Genomic DNA, 15,234 nt, shown 5'->3' with positions numbered 1-15,234 from the left:
TGCCGATTCTGCGCGCATACCGGTCGGCATGTCACTACCCGGCGGTACAAACACGGCAGGTAATCGCTGTTCGGGTGCGTGGGGTGGCATCGTGCACAGGACGGGGACGGACCGGCGGTGCACGGCGCACAGGACGGGGACGGACCGGCGGTGCACGGCGCACAGGACGGGACCCGGTGGACGTTTCACGTGAAACATCGGGGCCGTCAGCGGACCGGGGTGAGCTCCGGGTCCTCGCGGAGCTTGACCAGTGCGCGCGAGACGGCGCTCTTGACCGTGCCGATCGAGACCCCGAGCAGCTCGGCGGTCTGCGCCTCGCTCAGGTCCTCGTAGTACCGCAGGACGACCATGGCGCGCTGCCGGTCGGGCAGGCGGGTGACCGCGCGCCACATCGCGTCGCGCAGGGCCTGTGCCTCGGCGGGGTCCGAGGACGGCGTGACCTCGGGCTCCGGGAGCTCGTCGCAGGCGAACTCGTCGACCTTGCGCTTGCGCCACTGGGAGGTACGGGTGTTGACCAGGGCCCGCCGGACGTATCCGTCGAGGGCTCGGTGGTCCTCGATGCGGTCCCAGGCGACGTAGGTCTTGGTGAGGGCCGTCTGGAGCAGGTCCTCGGCATCGCACGGGTTGGCGGTGAGCGAGCGTGCGGTGCGCATCAGGACCGTGCCGCGGGTCCGGACGTACGCCGAGAACGACGGGTACGGCGTCGGGTTCGAGGCGAGCGTGCACACAGGCGTGGTCATGGCTCCACGCTAGAAGCGCGGTCTGCGCCTGGGATCGGCCGCAAGTGCCGAAGCCGGGTCCATCTCAGGTTGTAGGGGTGGGGTCCTCCCCACCTCCTGAAGGTGGAGGGGGCGGAGGGGACCCCGGGCCCCCGGGGCGGGCCGGGGGCCGGTCCTGCCCGCCCGGGCCTCAGCCGTCGGCGCCGAGGATCAGTCCGGACGTCGGTACCCCGGTACCGGCGGTGACCAGGGCCCGGGCGGCTCCCGGCACCTGGTTGACGGAGGTGCCGCGGAGCTGGCGGACGGCCTCGGCTATGCCGTTCATGCCGTGCAGGTACGCCTCGCCGAGCTGGCCGCCGTGGGTGTTGAGGGGCAGCGCGTCCGCGGCGACGAAGTCGGCGGCCTCGCCGGGCTTGCAGAAGCCGAACTCCTCCAGCTGCATCAGGACGAACGGGGTGAAGTGGTCGTAGAGGATGCCGACGTCGATGTCGGAGGGCCGCAGTCCGCTGGTCCGCCACAGCTGCCGGGCGACCACGTCCATCTCCGGCAGCCCGGTGAGGTCGTCGCGGTAGAAGGAGGTCATGGCCTCCTGGCGGCGGCCGGCGCCCTGCGCGGCCGCCGTGATCACCGCGGGCGCGTGGCGCAGGTCCCGGGCCCGTTCGGTGCTGGTGACGATGACCGCCTGGCCGCCGTCCGTCTCCTGGCAGCAGTCCAGCAGCCGCAGCGGTTCGACGATCCAGCGCGAGGCGGCGTGGTCGGCGAGGGTGATGGGCTTGCCGTGGAAGTACGCGGCGGGGTTGTTCGCGGCGTGCCGGCGGTCGGTGACCGCGACATGGCCGAAGGCTTCGGGGGTCAGGTTGTAGGCGTGGAGATAGCGCTGGGCGGTCATGGCCACCCAGGAGGCCGGGGTGAGCAGCCCCCAGGGCAGTGACCAGCCGAGCGCCGCGCCCTCCGCCGAGGGTTCGCGCTGCTGCACCCCTGAGCCGAAGCGCCGGCCGGAGCGCTCGTTGAAGGCGCGGTAGCAGACCACGACCTCCGCGACGCCGGTGGCGACGGCGAGGGCGGCCTGCTGGACGGTGGCACAGGCCGCGCCGCCGCCGTAGTGGATGCGGGAGAAGAAGGAGAGGTCCCCGATGCCGGCGGCCTGGGCCACCGTGATCTCGGGGCTGGTGTCCATCGTGAAGGTGACCATGCCGTCGACGTCGGCGGGGGTCAGCCCGGCGTCGTCGAGGGCCGCGTGCACGGCCTCGACGGCGAGCCGCAGCTCGCTGCGGCCGGAGTCCTTGGAGAACTCGGTCGCGCCGATGCCGGCGATGGCGGCCCGCCCGCCGAGCGTGTCACGGTGCCGGACGCTCATGCCGCCACCTCCGCGGTGACCGTACCGGTGACGTGGTGCCCGATGCCGTTCGCGCCGACGACCCGGATCTCCACCCGGCTCCCGTCGACGGCGATCACGGTGCCGGTCAGGATCATGGTGTCGCCCGGGTAGTTGGGCGCGCCGAGCCGGATGGCCACCTTGCGCAGGACGGCTCCGGGTCCGAGGCGGTCGGTGATGTACCGGCCGACCAGGCCGTTGGTGGTCAGGATGTTCATGAAGATGTCCGGGGAGCCCTTCTCGCGCGCGAGTGAGGCGTCGTGGTGCACGTCCTGGTAGTCGCGGGAGGCGATGGCGCCCGCGACGATCAGCGTGCGGGTCACCGGTATCTCCAGCGGCGCCAGTGTGTCGCCGACGTTCATGCCTGGTCCCCCTCGGGTGCTGCGTGATCGGACAGGAGCGCGCCCAGCTCTGCCAGCAGTTCGCTGCCGCAGCCCAGGTACGCGTCCAGCTGGCGCCCCCAGAGGAAGTGCCGGTGGACGGGATGGTCCAGGTCGGCGCCCATCCCGCCGTGCAGGTGCTGGCCCGCGTGCACGACCCGCTTGCCCGCCTCCGAGGCCCACCAGGCCGCGGTCAGGGCGTGCTCGCGCGCCGGGAGTCCCTCGTCGATCCGCCAGGCCGCCTCGTACGCGGTGACCCGGATCGCCTCGGTGTCCATGTGAGCGTCGGCCGCACGCAGCATGACCCCCTGGTTCGTGGAGAGCGGTCGGCCGAACTGCTCGCGGGTGGAGGTGTACTCGACCGCGCGGGCCAGGGAGCCCGCGCAGACCCCCGCCTGGAGCCCGGCGAAGGCGGTGCGGGCGCTGGCCAGGACCGCGTCGTGGGCGGCGGCGCCCCCGAGCCGTTCCGCCTCGGCCCCGGCGAGGACGAGACTCCCCGCCGACCAGGGTGCGGTGGTCTCCACCTGCGACGTCCCGACGCCGGGCGTGTCCGTCCGTACGAGCCACAGGGCCCGGTCGGCGTCCGGGACCAGCACGTGCGTGGCGTCCCTCAGCCAGGGCACGACGGGGGCGGTCCCGGTCAGCCGGCCGTCCGGCGAGGCGGTGATCCGGCCGCGTGCCGGGAAGGCACCGGTGGCGATCGCCTCGCCGGAGCCCAGGGCCGGCAGCAGCCGGGCGCGCTGTTCGGCGCTGCCGTGCGCGGCGACGGGCAGAATGCCGTACACGCAGGTGGCGGCGTACGGGACCTGCGCGGTGGTGCGGCCCTGTTCCTCCAGCAGCAGTACCAGGCCGAGCAGGCCGACGTCCTCCACGGCGGCGGTCAGTCCGGCGGCGGTGAGGGCCTTCCACAGTTCGGCGTCGCTGCCGGTGCCCGCCGCCGCGAGGCGCTCGTGGGTGGCGAGGTCGCGGAAGATCCGGGCGGCGAGTGCGGCCGCCTCGGCCTGCTCGTCGGTGGGGTGGAAGTCCATCAGCCCTCGTTCCCCCGGAAGACCGGCAGCTCCAGGTCCTCGTCGACGCGCAGGAACTCCAGCTGCACGGGCAGCCCGATGCGCACCTTGTCGTACGGGACGCCGGTGATGTTGCTGACCATGCGGACGCCCTCGGCGAGTTCGACGAGCGCGACCGCGTAGGGACCCCCCGCGGCAGCGGGATCCTCGTGCGCGGTGAACGCGGGGAAGGGCGGGTGGTGCATGACGACGTAGCTGAACACCGTGCCGGCGCCGGAGGCCTCGACGGTGTCCCAGTCCAGGCTCGCGCAGCTGTTGCAGCCGGGCAGCCAGGGGAAGCGGAGGGTCGCACAGGCGGTGCAGCGCTGGATGAGCAGCCTGTGCTCCGCGACCCCGTCCCAGAACCCCTGGTTGTCGCGGTTGACCACCGGGCGGGGCCGCCGGGCCGGGGGCTTGCTCGCCCGGGGGGCGGTGGGCGCGTACTTGAGGATCCGGAAGCGGTGGGTCCCGGCGAGCTCGCCGTCCGCGCGGACGTCCATGCGGGTGGTCACGAAGTGGCCGGTGCCCAGCTTGGTCGTCTTGCGCGGGGACACGGACTCGATGACGGCGTCGTAGGTGACCGTGTCACCGGGGCGCAGCGGGCGCAGGTACTCCTGTTCGCAGTCGGTGGCGACCACGGAGGTGCAGCCCGCGCCGTCGAGCAGGGTGAGGAGCTCGTCGTAGGCGCAGGAGCGGTCTCCGTGGCCGGAGAGGCCGCCCATCGTCCAGGCCTGGAGCATGGTGGGCGGGGCGATGGCGTCCGGGCCGGTGTAGTCGGGGCTGGTGTCTCCCATCGCCTCGCACCAGTGGCGGATCATGGGCAGGTTGACCGGGTCCTTGCCCTGGCCCGCGGTCGCGGCGGGCCGCCCTTCGAAGGCCTTGAGCAGCGCGTGGAACCGGGCGGCCTCCTCGCCCGTTGCCCGGTCAGCGGTGGCGGTCATCGCTTCCTCCCCTTCATGCCGAGCCGCATCATGGCGACGATCTCCCGCTGGACCTCGCTGACCCCGCCGCCGAAGGTGTTGATCTGCGCGGCCCGGTTCATCCGCTCCAGCTCGCCTCCGGCGAAGGCCGCCGGCCCCCGTACGAGCGCTTCCTCACCCACCGCTTCCTGGCACATCCGGTACACCTCCACGGTGGACTCGGTGCCGAGGAACTTCACGCCGCTGGCGTCCCCGGGGGCCAGGGTGCCGTCGCCGACGTCCTGGACGAGGCGCCAGTTGAGGAGGCGTACGGCGGCCAGCCGGGCGTGCGCCTCGGCGAGCCGGGACTGGACCCAGGGCCGGTCGGCGGGGCGTTCGCCGGTGACCGGGTCGGGGGTCCGGGCGTGCCGGAGGGCCTCTTCGTAGAAGTCCTCCGCCTGCATGCCGATGGCGGCGAGGGCGACGCGCTCGTGGTTGAGCTGGTTGGTGATCAGCCCCCAGCCGCCGTGCTCGGGGCCGACGAGGTTGCCGGCGGGCACGCGGAGGCCGTCGTAGTACGTCGACGTGGTGGTGAGGCCGCCCACCGTGTCGATCGGGGTCCATGCGAAGCCGGGCGCGTCGGTGGGGACCAGGATGATCGAGATGCCCTTGTGTTTGGGGGCGTCGGGGTCGGTGCGGCAGGCGAGCCAGATCCAGTCCGCGTTCTGGGCGTTGGAGGTGAAGATCTTCTGACCGTCGACGACCCAGTCCGCTCCGTCGCGTACGGCGCGGGTGCGCAGCGAGGCCAGGTCCGTGCCCGCCTCGGGCTCCGAGTAGCCGATGGCGAAGACCGTGTCGCCGCTCAGGATCCGGGGCAGGAAATAGTCCTTCTGCTCCGGGGTCCCGTACTTCATCAGGGTCGGGCCGACGGTGTTGAGGGTGACCATCGAGACGGGGGCTCCGGCCCGGTACGCCTCGTCGAAGAACACGAACTGCTCTTCGGGGCCGCGTCCCTGGCCGCCGTACTCGGTGGGCCAGCCCAGGCCGAGCAGTCCGTCTGCGCCGATGCGGCGCAGCAGGGCGCGCTGGGCGGCGGGATCCTCGGGGAGCCCGTCCGGCAGCAGATCGTGGAAGTACTCGCGCAGTTCGGCGCGGAGCCTCAACTGGCCTTCGGTCGGGGCGAGGTGCACGGCGCTGGCCTCCCGGCATCACATCGTCGAGTGAACCTGACTGTCCGTCAGATTCACTGTCGATGTCAAGGTCGAAGCGGGGAGCTGCCGACGGTGCCGACGGTGCCGACGGTGCCGGCGACGCTCGCATTCGATCCGTCGTTCGCGAGGGCGCCGTTGCCGGCCGAGGCCACACCGCCGAAGAGGGCGACGGCGAGGGGTGTTCACCGAACATGCCTCAGCGGGCCGCGGCGTCCGGGAACCCCACCGTCTCCCGGGTCTTCGGCCCTGCGATGCCAAGCTTCACGCCCCCTGCGCGTCCCCGGCGCCCGCCGGGGTCGTCCCACCGTGCCCCCGCTCCTGGGGGCTCATCTCCGGCGCGATCCTCGGTCGCGTCCTGCCGACCGGGCTCAAGCGCCTGCTGATGGTGCTGCCGTATCCACTGATGCTGCCGGTGCTGCGGTTCCTGCTGTCGGTGCTGCGGTTACTGCTGTCGGTGCCGGCGCCGGTACCGCTCCCGGCTGCCCGCCGCGATCGCACGAGGCACGCGGCACGCCTCGGCCGAACGGGCGCTAAGCGGCCAGGGCGAGCTCGTCGCGACCGGCTCCGGCGGTACCCCCGGACAGGGAAGCGGCCGTGGTCGAGCGGCGGACGGACGGGGCCTTGCCGTGCGCCTCGGCGCGGATCCGCTGCTTGATGGTCGGCGGGAGCGATCCGCCCCGCATCATCGCCCGCCAGCTCCGCCGGCCCATCGGCCGGACCTGCCGGCGTACGGCGACGGCCGCGCGGCGGGAGGCAGCCGGGGCGGAGACGGTGGCGTCCGCGGCCGGGGCGGCCTCGGCGCCGAAACCGAGGGAGGAGAGGAGCGCCACGAGAGCCGCGACGACTGCGGTCCAGAGCGACGAGACGGTGATGCGGTGAGCCATGACGAGGTCCTTCGCTTCGCGATGTTCCGACGGGCGGATCTGCATACATTCGTCATGATGTGACCGCAACCGCAGGACGCCCACCACGCGCGCCGATCTTCCGACAAACACCACTCGAAGGGCCCAGCGCAGGCTCCGGACCGGGTCGAGCGCAGAACGACCTCCGACCGATTTCGCTGGTCAGAGGCCGTTCATATGCGGTGGGTGTGGGATTTGAACCCACGGTGACTCGCGCCACGACGGTTTTCAAGACCGTTCCCTTAGGCCGCTCGGGCAACCCACCTGGCCGGTACAGAGTACCGGCAGGCGGGGGGCGGTCGGGTCAGGAATTCTGGGCCTTGTCGTAGGCCGCCTTCGCCTCGTTGCCGAGGTACGGGCCGAACATCCGGTTGGGCAGGAAGTTGTAGCCGAAGCTGTTCACCGAGACCTGGGTGCCCAGGCCCGTCGCCTCGTTGAAGTCCTGGAACCAGGGACCGCCGCTGGAGCCGCCGGTCATGTTGCAGCCCAGGCCGTGGTCCTTGGTCAGCAGGAAGTCCTTGCTCGTGTTCCCACTGCAGTAGACCAGCTTGGTGCCGTCGTACGGTGCGGCCGCCGGGAAGCCGAAGGAGTACATCTTCTTGTTGTAGCCGCCGTTGAACAGGATCCCCTGGGCGCCTACGACCTGGCTGAGCGTCTGCCCGTTCAGCGGGGCGACGACGGCGAGGCCGACGTCCATGTTCATGTCCTCGCTGGCGGCCCACTGGTCGGTGGCGAAGGTCTTGGTGGCCGACCACTGGCCATAGGGCGCGTTCCCGTTCTCGTACCCGGGAACGAAGATCCAGTTGGTGTGCCAGGTGCCCTGGTACTTCACGCAGTGGCCGGCGGTGATGACCGTGCTGCCGTTGGCACTGGTGATCGAGTCGCCGGAGCAGGACGCGGTGCGGTCGCCGAAGGTGAAGAACACCCGGCCGGACGTCTTGACCACCGCGCCGCCACCCGTCCACGCGCCGCCCGCCTGCGGGAACGACGTCGGGGAGGCGGCTGCGGAGGACGCCGCCGTGGGAGCGACCGCCGTGGGCCGGGCCGCGGCCGGGGCCGCCGCCCGTTGGCTGCCGGGCGCCGCCGTCACGTCCAGCGGGACGGCGCTGCGCATCCGCTCGGCGGTCCAGAATCCCTGGCTGTGCTGCTGCCGGAACGAGGCCGGGGAGTCGGCGGCGGCCGAGGGGGCGGCTGCCGTCAGCGCGCCTGCGATCAGGGCGCCCGCTGTCAGGAGGACCGATGCTGCCGTGCGTTGACGATTCACGCAGGACTCCTTCTGCCGTGCCCGGTCCCGGTGGACCGGGCAGGGTGGGGGTGAAGAGCTGTCGGTGCGGATCGGCCGCAGGGTCGCACGCGCGGCACGAGAAGTCAGGAGACGGTCAGAACGTTCGGTCGGTTCCGGCCAGGAATTGGCCAACTCCCTTCGCTCGTAGAGCAGGCGGGAGGCGGGAGGCGGCGGCCCGGCCGGATCCACGGCGTGGGACGGCGGGGTCAGACCGTCAGCAGGACGCCCGCGTACGAGACCCCCGCCACCACCAGCCAGGCCCCGAGCCCGAGCACCGCGGCCCGGCCGCCGGTCTTCGCCAGCCGGGGGAGGTCCACCGCGCTGCCCAGCCCGAACAGGGCCGCCGCCAGCAGCAGTTCCTGGGCGGTGTGCGCCCACTGGAGAGCCACATCCGGGAGCACGCCGGTGGCCCGTAGCGCGGCCGCCGCCAGGAACCCGGCCACGAAGAGCGGGACAGGTGCCGGGCGACGCCCCGAGGGCATGCGCACGCCGTGCCGCCGCGCCCGTACGGAGAAGGCCACGGCGGCCACCAGCGGGGCCAGCAGCGCCACCCGCATCAGCTTGACCAGGACGGCCTCTCCGAGGGCTCCCGGTCCCGCCGTCTGGGCGGTGGCCACCACCTGGCCGACGTCGTGGACGCTCGCCCCGACCCAGCGCCCGAAGGCCGGGTCCGAGAGCCCCAACGGACTCTGGAGGAGCGGGAGCACCGCGATGGCCAGCGTCCCGCACAGGGTGACCAGCGCCACCGAGGCGGCCACGTCCTCCTCGTCGCTGCCCGACACCTGGCTCACGGCACCGATCGCCGAGGCCCCGCAGATCGAGTACCCGGTGGCGATCAGCAGCGGCTGGTCACCGGGGAGCCCGAGCCGGCGGCCCAGCCAGAGCGTGCCGAAGAAGGTGGCGGCCACCACCGCGGCCACCATCGCCACCGTGGCCCAGCCCAGCCGCAGCACCTGGTCCAGGCCCAGGCCGAGGCCCAGCAGGACGATGCCGATCCGCATCAGCCGCCGCCCCGCCAGGGACAGGCCCGGGCGGGCTGCTCCGCGTACGACCTCCCGTACGCCCGGGAGATGGGCGAGCGCGATACCGAGCACCACCGACGCGGTCAGCATGGGCACCGCGGGCACCAGCCGGTGCACGCACCAGGCCACCAGCACACCGGCGGCCGCCATCCCCAACCCCGGCCAGGAGGAGGATGTTTCACGTGAAACAGGCCCGGCGCCGGCCTTCTCGTCGCCGACGGCTTCCGCCCCGCGCACCGGGCGGTTCAGCAGCGCCATCAGCCGGTGGGAAGCGTGTAGACGCGGCGGACGCTGCTGCCCAGGCGGATGACATCGGCTCCGTAGACATGCAGGGATATCGCCGTCGTGCGACAGGAGTTGCGGACTTTGTGGATGTCGCCCGGAGGGGCGAACCCGCAGACGTCACCGGGACCGTTCACCACCTGCTCGGTCTCCACCAGCCGGGCGCAGGACTCTCCCGCCGCGGGGGCCAGCCGGTAGCGGAGCTCGCTCTCCTCGCCCTCGTGCACCCCGGCCACGCACCAGGAGACGTGGTCGTGGATGGCCGTCTCCTGACCGGGCAGCCACACGAGCGCGACCACCGAGAAGCTGCCGTCCGGCTCGGCGTGCAGGACGTGCTGCCGGTACCGGTCGGGGTCACCCTCGCGCTGCTCGGGGGTGAGCAGGTCGGGCGTGCCCAGGTGGGGGGCGAGGCGCTCGCCAACGAGGTAGGCGGTCAGGTCCGGGGCCAGTCCCCGGTCCACGACCGTACGGATCTCACGGACGAGGGCGGCCATCCTCGCGGTCGTACGGGCCGGCGTAGTGGTGGTCATACGGGCAGCGTCGAACAGCCGACCCATCACGTCCAACGACAGTTCTCACCTGAAATCCCAAGCAGTGCTTATGAATTCGAGGGAGGAACCGGTCGGTGATCAACAGCCGACGCGGTTCGCCGCCACCTGCCTCAACGCGTCGAGGACCACGGAGGTCGCCGGGATCCGCAGATGGTCTCGGTAGACGTACGCGGCGATGTGCCGGCGCGCGGCGGGCTGGAGCGGCCGCCCGCACACCTTGCTCAGGGAGAGGGAGGGCAGCACGAGGGCGGGCATCATCGCCACACCGAGCCCTTGCCCGACCATGCTCTGCACGACCAGGTTGTCGTCCGTGGCGAACCGGATGTCGGGTACGAAGCCCAGCTCGGCGCACTCGTGCAGCAGGTTCGCCCGGCAGCGCGGGCACCCGGCGATCCACCGCTCCTCGGCGAGGTCGGCCAGGTGCACGGCCCGCCGACGGGCCAGCGGGTGCCCGGTCGGGAGCAGCACCGTCAGCTGGTCCTCCATCAGCCTGACCTCGGCGACCTCGTCCGGGATCTCCTCGTGGAGCCCGGGGTAGGTGAAGGCCAGGGTGATGTCGCACTCCCCGCGTTCCAGTCGGCGCAGCGACTCCGGGGGTTCCCCCTCCAGCAGCTCGACCTGGATCCCCGGATGGTCCTTGGCCAGGTCGCTCAGGGCCTCGGGGACGAGGGTGACGTTGGCGCTGGGGAATCCGCACAGCCGGACCCGCCCGGTACGCAGGCGCGCGTACGCCTTCAGCTGGGCCTCTGCCGCGGAGAGACTGCCGAGGATGGACTCGGCGTGCCGGGCCATGGACTCGCCGGCCTCGGTGAGCTGCATCTTCCGGCCGACCCGGGTGAAGAGCGGGGTGCCGACGGCGCGTTCGAGCGCCTTCATCTGCTGGGTGATGGCGGGCTGCGTGTACCCGAGGACGCGGGCGGCCGCCGAGTACGACCCGGAGGCGACCACTTCATGGAAAGTGCGTATGTGCCGCGAATCGAACACAAGGGAAGCATAAGCGGACGTTGGGAGGGGCCGTAGGCGTATTCACGCCCACGGCCCCTCACCATCAAGCCGGTGATCCCGGCCGGGTCGGTCCTCGTTACTTGTCGCCGACCCGCGAGCCGAGGGTGATGTCGACGGTGGTCGACTTGCCGTCGCGCACGTAGGTCAGCTTCACCACGTCGCCGGGCTTGTGCGTCCAGATCTCGCTGATCAGGGTCGGGCCGCTGTCGATCGGCTTGTCGCCGAACTGGGTGATCACGTCGCCGGGCTTGAGGCCCGCCTTGCCGGCCGGGCCGTTGGGATCGACCAGGTCGTTGGCGGGAGCGCCCTGCTCGGAGATCTTGGCGCCGTCGGTCTTGGACTGCAGGTCCACGGAGACCGAGATGATCGGGTAGACCGGCTTGCCCGTCTTGATCAGCGACTCGGCGACGTTCTTCGCCTGGTTGATCGGGATGGCGAAGCCGAGGCCGATCGAGCCGGCCTGGCCGCCGCCGAAGCCGCTGTTGCCGGCCGACTGGATGGCGGAGTTGATGCCGATGACGGCGCCGCGCCCGTCGAGCAGCGGACCGCCGGAGTTGCCGGGGTTGATCGAGGCGTCCGTCTGCAGGGCGCTCATGTAGGAGTTCTTGCCGCCGGAGGCGTCGCCGGAGGCCACCGGGCGGTTCTTGGCGCTGACGATGCCGGTGGTGACCGTGTTGGACAGGCCGAAGGGGGCGCCGATGGCGATGGTCGAGTCCCCGACCGCGACCTTGTCGGAGTCACCCAGGGGCAGCGGCTTGAGGCCGGCCGGCGGGTTCTTCAGCTTGAGCACGGCCACGTCGTAGCCCTGGGCCCGGCCGATGACCTCCGCCTCGTACTTCTTGCCGTCCGAGAAGGTCGCGGAGAGCTTGCCGCCGTTCGCGGCGGAGGCCACCACGTGGTTGTTGGTGAGGATGTGGCCCTGCTGGTCGTAGACGAAGCCGGTGCCGGTGCCGCCCTCGCCGTCGCCGGCCGAGGCCTCGATGGTGACGACGCTGGGCAGTGCGCCCGCGGCCAGGCCCGCGATCGAGCCGGCCTCCCGCTTCAGGTCCTTGGGGGTGTTGCCGGCGGTGATCGTGGTCGAGCCGATGCTGCCGTGGTCGTTGCGCTCGGCGGCCCAGTAGCCGATGCCTCCGCCGACGCCCCCCGCGAGGAGGGCCGCGACGAGCACGGCGGCGATCAGGCCGCCCCTGCCCTTCGGCTTGGCGGGCGGCATGCCGCCGGCGGCCGGGGGTGCGCCCCACACCGCGCCGCCGTGGCCGCCGTGGTCGCCGCCGGCGCCGTACGCCGGGACGGCGGGCGGCGGGGGCGGCCAGCCCTCGGCGCCGTGTGCGGCCGGTGCCGGGGTCTGCGGCGGGGGCGCCTGGGCGTAGGCCGGTGCCTGGGTGGGCGGGATCGGCCGGGTCGGCTCCGTGCCGGGCGCGGGCGGCGGGAACTGCTGGGTGACCGGCTCCGCGGGCTGCCCGCCGGCCGGGGAGGGCGCGGACGTCTCGGGGGCAGGAGCGGCCACCGGGGGTGCGGACGGGGCCGCGGGGGTCTTCGGGGCCGCGGTGCCCTCGTTCTCGGTGCTCACAGCGCTCTTCTCCTCGTCACACACGGCTTCGGTAAAACTGTCCATTCGGCCCGACTGAACGTTCGACGTGCCGCACAAGTTCCTGGGAAAAGCCTTCCCCATGACCCGTCAGAGCACTGTAAGCCGGACCTGTGCGTCTCCCTCCTCCTTTATATCCGGCATTTAGGGCACTTCCGCAAGGGCGGAGCCCGACACCGGAGGCCTTGCCGGTGGCACCATGACCCGGTGACCCACGCACTGCCGCCCATCCAGGTCGTCGCCCACCGCGGCGCCTCGGAGGATGCCCCCGAGCACACCCTGGCCGCCTACCGCAAGGCCATCGAGGACGGCGCCGACGCCCTCGAATGCGATGTCCGCCTCACCGCCGACGGTCATCTGGTCCTGGTCCACGACCGCCGGGTCAACCGCACCTCGAACGGCCGCGGCGCCGTCTCCGCCCTGGAGCTGGCCGACCTCGCCGCCCTCGACTTCGGCTCCTGGAAGGACCGCGAGGAGTCCCCCGACTGGGACGCCGACCCCGAGCGCACCTCCGTGCTCACCCTGGAGCGGCTGCTGGAACTGGTCTCCGACGCGGGCCGGCCGGTGCAGCTCGCCATCGAGACGAAGCACCCGACCCGCTGGGCCGGACAGGTGGAGGAGCGCCTCCTCTTCCTCCTCAAGCGGTTCGGACTGGACGCCCCGCCCGCCGAGGGCCCGCACCCCGTCCGCGTCATGAGCTTCTCCGCGCGCTCCCTGCACCGGGTGCGGGCGGCCGCGCCGACGGTCCCGACCGTGTACCTGATGCAGTTCGTCTCGCCCCGGATGCGCGACGGGCGGCTGCCGGCCGGGGTCCGGATCGCGGGGCCGGGCATGCGCATCGTGCGCAGCAACCCCGGATTCATCCGCAGGCTCCAGGGCGCCGGCCACGCCGTACACGTTTGGACCGTGAACGAGCCGGAAGACGTTCAGCTCTGCGCTGATCTGGGTGTGGAGGCGATCATCACGAACAGGCCGCGGCAAGTTCTGTCCCAGCTGGGGCGCTGAAGTCCTGATTTGCCCACCCGTCCCGTACGTCCCGTGCGTGACAGGGTGTGCACCGGCGCATCCGCTCCGCAATCACTCGTCATGAATGCGTCAGAGTGCTCCGCCGGGCCGGTTTCCGGTCCAGGCCGTTGGGGCATCCAGATCTTGGCGTGGGCTAAGGAGGTTCCGGGGGTGGCGTTGGTGGTGGCACAGGAAGTGCCCACGTCTTCGTGCATGGACGTATGCCATGGTCCTGCGGGCGTGGGCGAGGCGAGACGCCGCATGCGCGAGCAACTGCGTATGAGCGGGGTGTCCGAAGCGGTCGTCGACGACGCCGTACTGATCCTCTCCGAACTGCTCAGCAACGCCTGCCGGCACGGCAGACCGCTGGGCGCGGGGGAGATCGGCACCGGGGAGATCCGCGCCGCATGGCGCATCGACGCCACGGGGCGGCTGACGGTCGAGGTCACGGACGGCGGCGGCCCCACCCGCCCGGTACCGGCCACGCCCTCGGTCACCGCGCGCGGCGGCCGGGGACTGAACATCATCAGCGCCCTCGCCCAGGCCTGGGGCGTCCGGGACGGGGCGGCCGGCGAGGTCACCGTATGGGTGACCGTTGCGTGCGGGCCCCGGCACGACGACTTCGCTACGCGCGTTGCGCCCCCCGCGATCGACTTCAGCACGGCTTTCGACGACCTCCATCCGTAACCGACACCAGCACCCAGCAACTCCGGCCGACCGAACGAGCGGCCGCCGGGAGCGCACGCCGACCGTGCTCCCGGCCGCACCCTCCCGGCTGTGGCGGTACGAACGGCTAGGCTCGCGCCCAGACACCACGCCGTACCGCCGCAACCGGGAGACACCCACGATGGCCAAGAAGCGCCCCGCAGCGAAGACTGCAAAGCCGCAGATCGAGAACGGGGAGATCCCGGTGGTGGGCGCACGCGAGCCCTGCCCCTGCGGATCCGGGCGCCGTTACAAGGCCTGCCACGGCGCAGCCGCCGCACACGCCGTCACCGAGCACGTGGCGCGCCCCTTCGAGGGCCTCCCCGGCGAGTGCGACTGGGTGGCGCTGCGCGAACTCGTGCCCGCGGCGACCATCCCCCTGACGCTCAAGGGCGGCCTGCCCGAAGGCGTCCCGTCCGTCACGCTGGTGACCGTCCTGCCGATGGCCTGGCCGGCGCTGCGCCGGGAGGACGGGTCCGTCATGCTCGGCCTCCAGAACGACTCGACCACCGGGGACCTCGCCCGGGACATGGCCGACACCCTGGAGCGCGCACTCGTCGCGGAACCGGGTACGCCGATTCCGGCCCGCCGGGTTCCCGCCGACGGCCCGCGACTTCAGGATCTCCTGGACACGGACGGCGTTTTCGAGCCGGTTGTGCACAGCGGCTTCGAATTCTGGATTCCGGATGCGGAGAGCGCTCAGAACGCCTCCCCGGAGATCGCCGCCTCCCTCGAGCGCGCCAACGCCGCCGCCATCCCCACGGTCAAGCTGGCCGGCGTGGACGCGGCCTACTGGTGCGAGACCCCGGACAAGAACCACCTGCGCTGGGTCATGCCGCACCCCGAGGAGAAGCTGCTCGACGCCCTCGCGCGGCTGCACGCCGCGGGCACCTCCTCGCTCGGCGAAGGCACCCGACTGGTCGGTTCGTTCCGGGCGCACGGCCTGATGGTCCCGGTCTGGGACCTGCCCACTGCAATGACCGCCGACGACGTGGAGAAGCCGGCGGCCGAGTTCGCGGAGCGGCTGGCCACGGCCCTGGCCTCGGACGCCCCGCTGACCGCGGAGGAGCGCCGGGCGCGCGGTGGTCTCACCAACCGCCAGGTCACGCTCAGCTGACCTCCGAGGCCGCACAGGAGCGGTGACTGGGGTCACAACTCCCGCTAATCGCCTGCAAATCGGTGTCTGAATATCAGAGATCGAATTTGCGAACAGGCGATCTCTTGTTACCGTTCTTGTAGCCCGGTCGCTGGTGCATCCC

The 15,234-nt window shown here is 72.1% G+C and carries 15 protein-coding genes and 1 tRNA gene; 3 read left to right on the top strand and 13 right to left on the bottom strand.

What is annotated here, in order from left to right; genetic code table 11:
- Window positions 1-206: 206 nt before the first annotated feature.
- The 13 genes from ACIPK4_RS09100 to ACIPK4_RS09040 form a co-directional block, all read right to left on the bottom strand.
- Window positions 207-740 (bottom strand): SigE family RNA polymerase sigma factor, encoded by a 534-nt coding sequence (locus ACIPK4_RS09100; protein WP_054227161.1) that lies wholly within the window; start codon window positions 738-740, stop codon window positions 207-209.
- A gap of 169 nt (window positions 741-909) precedes the next feature.
- Window positions 910-2,076: a lipid-transfer protein gene (locus ACIPK4_RS09095; protein ID WP_402310425.1), complete on the bottom strand. Its 1,167-nt coding sequence runs from the start codon at window positions 2,074-2,076 to the stop codon at window positions 910-912.
- The gene (locus ACIPK4_RS09090; RefSeq protein ID WP_402310422.1) at window positions 2,073-2,456 is read right to left on the bottom strand and encodes a MaoC family dehydratase; all 384 of its coding nucleotides are present in this window, start codon (window positions 2,454-2,456) and stop codon (window positions 2,073-2,075) included. Before ACIPK4_RS09090 ends, ACIPK4_RS09095 begins: the two co-directional genes overlap by 4 nt.
- Window positions 2,453-3,502 (bottom strand): acyl-CoA dehydrogenase family protein, encoded by a 1,050-nt coding sequence (locus tag ACIPK4_RS09085; RefSeq protein WP_402310421.1) that lies wholly within the window; start codon window positions 3,500-3,502, stop codon window positions 2,453-2,455. Before ACIPK4_RS09085 ends, ACIPK4_RS09090 begins: the two co-directional genes overlap by 4 nt.
- Window positions 3,502-4,461 (bottom strand): bifunctional MaoC family dehydratase N-terminal/OB-fold nucleic acid binding domain-containing protein, encoded by a 960-nt coding sequence (locus ACIPK4_RS09080; protein ID WP_402310418.1) that lies wholly within the window; start codon window positions 4,459-4,461, stop codon window positions 3,502-3,504. Before ACIPK4_RS09080 ends, ACIPK4_RS09085 begins: the two co-directional genes overlap by 1 nt.
- A complete protein-coding gene (locus ACIPK4_RS09075) occupies window positions 4,458-5,609 on the bottom strand; it encodes an acyl-CoA dehydrogenase family protein (RefSeq protein ID WP_402310415.1) in 1,152 nt (383 codons plus the stop codon). Before ACIPK4_RS09075 ends, ACIPK4_RS09080 begins: the two co-directional genes overlap by 4 nt.
- Before the next feature lie 551 nt (window positions 5,610-6,160).
- A complete protein-coding gene (locus ACIPK4_RS09070) occupies window positions 6,161-6,514 on the bottom strand; it encodes a DUF6344 domain-containing protein (RefSeq protein WP_402310413.1) in 354 nt (117 codons plus the stop codon).
- 198 nt (window positions 6,515-6,712) lie between these two features.
- Window positions 6,713-6,797, bottom strand: a tRNA-Ser gene (locus tag ACIPK4_RS09065).
- A gap of 39 nt (window positions 6,798-6,836) precedes the next feature.
- Complete coding sequence (locus ACIPK4_RS09060; RefSeq protein WP_402310411.1) at window positions 6,837-7,796, bottom strand: trypsin-like serine peptidase; 960 nt, start codon at window positions 7,794-7,796, stop codon at window positions 6,837-6,839.
- A 227-nt stretch (window positions 7,797-8,023) separates the two neighbouring features.
- Window positions 8,024-9,097 (bottom strand): YeiH family protein, encoded by a 1,074-nt coding sequence (locus tag ACIPK4_RS09055; protein ID WP_402310408.1) that lies wholly within the window; start codon window positions 9,095-9,097, stop codon window positions 8,024-8,026.
- Window positions 9,097-9,651, bottom strand: a complete 555-nt coding sequence (locus ACIPK4_RS09050; RefSeq protein ID WP_054227300.1) for a cysteine dioxygenase family protein — start codon at window positions 9,649-9,651, stop codon at window positions 9,097-9,099. Before ACIPK4_RS09050 ends, ACIPK4_RS09055 begins: the two co-directional genes overlap by 1 nt.
- A gap of 99 nt (window positions 9,652-9,750) precedes the next feature.
- Window positions 9,751-10,656, bottom strand: coding sequence for a LysR family transcriptional regulator (locus ACIPK4_RS09045; RefSeq protein ID WP_402310405.1), 906 nt, complete (start codon window positions 10,654-10,656; stop codon window positions 9,751-9,753).
- A gap of 97 nt (window positions 10,657-10,753) precedes the next feature.
- Window positions 10,754-12,247, bottom strand: coding sequence for a S1C family serine protease (locus ACIPK4_RS09040; RefSeq protein WP_402310402.1), 1,494 nt, complete (start codon window positions 12,245-12,247; stop codon window positions 10,754-10,756).
- Between the two features lie 225 nt (window positions 12,248-12,472).
- Between ACIPK4_RS09040 and ACIPK4_RS09035 the strand changes: the two genes are divergently transcribed.
- The 3 genes from ACIPK4_RS09035 to ACIPK4_RS09025 all read left to right on the top strand — a co-directional run bounded on the left by ACIPK4_RS09035 (window position 12,473) and on the right by ACIPK4_RS09025 (window position 15,092).
- Window positions 12,473-13,270: a glycerophosphodiester phosphodiesterase gene (locus ACIPK4_RS09035; RefSeq protein ID WP_054227172.1), complete on the top strand. Its 798-nt coding sequence runs from the start codon at window positions 12,473-12,475 to the stop codon at window positions 13,268-13,270.
- Between the two features lie 261 nt (window positions 13,271-13,531).
- Entirely contained in the window at window positions 13,532-13,957 is a 426-nt protein-coding gene (locus tag ACIPK4_RS09030; RefSeq protein ID WP_402310400.1) for an ATP-binding protein, read from the top strand.
- A 160-nt stretch (window positions 13,958-14,117) separates the two neighbouring features.
- The gene (locus ACIPK4_RS09025; RefSeq protein WP_402310398.1) at window positions 14,118-15,092 is read left to right on the top strand and encodes a DUF5926 family protein; all 975 of its coding nucleotides are present in this window, start codon (window positions 14,118-14,120) and stop codon (window positions 15,090-15,092) included.
- Window positions 15,093-15,234 lie beyond the last annotated feature (142 nt).

The sequence above is a fragment of the Streptomyces sp. NPDC086989 genome (assembly GCF_044745505.1).
GTDB lineage: Bacteria > Actinomycetota > Actinomycetes > Streptomycetales > Streptomycetaceae > Streptomyces.
This window is presented reverse-complemented; position numbering and strand designations above follow the sequence as displayed.

Excerpts from the sequence above, each read along its gene's own strand:
- ACIPK4_RS09100 (WP_054227161.1), bottom strand. The coding sequence starts at position 740 with ATGACCACGCCTGTGTGCACGCTCGCCTCGAACCCGACGCCGTACCCG.
- ACIPK4_RS09095 (WP_402310425.1), bottom strand. The coding sequence starts at position 2,076 with ATGAGCGTCCGGCACCGTGACACGCTCGGCGGGCGGGCCGCCATCGCC.
- ACIPK4_RS09090 (WP_402310422.1), bottom strand. The coding sequence starts at position 2,456 with ATGAACGTCGGCGACACACTGGCGCCGCTGGAGATACCGGTGACCCGC.
- ACIPK4_RS09085 (WP_402310421.1), bottom strand. The coding sequence starts at position 3,502 with ATGGACTTCCACCCCACCGACGAGCAGGCCGAGGCGGCCGCACTCGCC.
- ACIPK4_RS09080 (WP_402310418.1), bottom strand. The coding sequence starts at position 4,461 with ATGACCGCCACCGCTGACCGGGCAACGGGCGAGGAGGCCGCCCGGTTC.
- ACIPK4_RS09070 (WP_402310413.1), bottom strand. The coding sequence starts at position 6,514 with ATGGCTCACCGCATCACCGTCTCGTCGCTCTGGACCGCAGTCGTCGCG.
- ACIPK4_RS09055 (WP_402310408.1), bottom strand. The coding sequence starts at position 9,097 with ATGGCGCTGCTGAACCGCCCGGTGCGCGGGGCGGAAGCCGTCGGCGAC.
- ACIPK4_RS09050 (WP_054227300.1), bottom strand. The coding sequence starts at position 9,651 with ATGACCACCACTACGCCGGCCCGTACGACCGCGAGGATGGCCGCCCTC.
- ACIPK4_RS09030 (WP_402310400.1), top strand. The coding sequence starts at position 13,532 with ATGCGCGAGCAACTGCGTATGAGCGGGGTGTCCGAAGCGGTCGTCGAC.
- ACIPK4_RS09025 (WP_402310398.1), top strand. The coding sequence starts at position 14,118 with ATGGCCAAGAAGCGCCCCGCAGCGAAGACTGCAAAGCCGCAGATCGAG.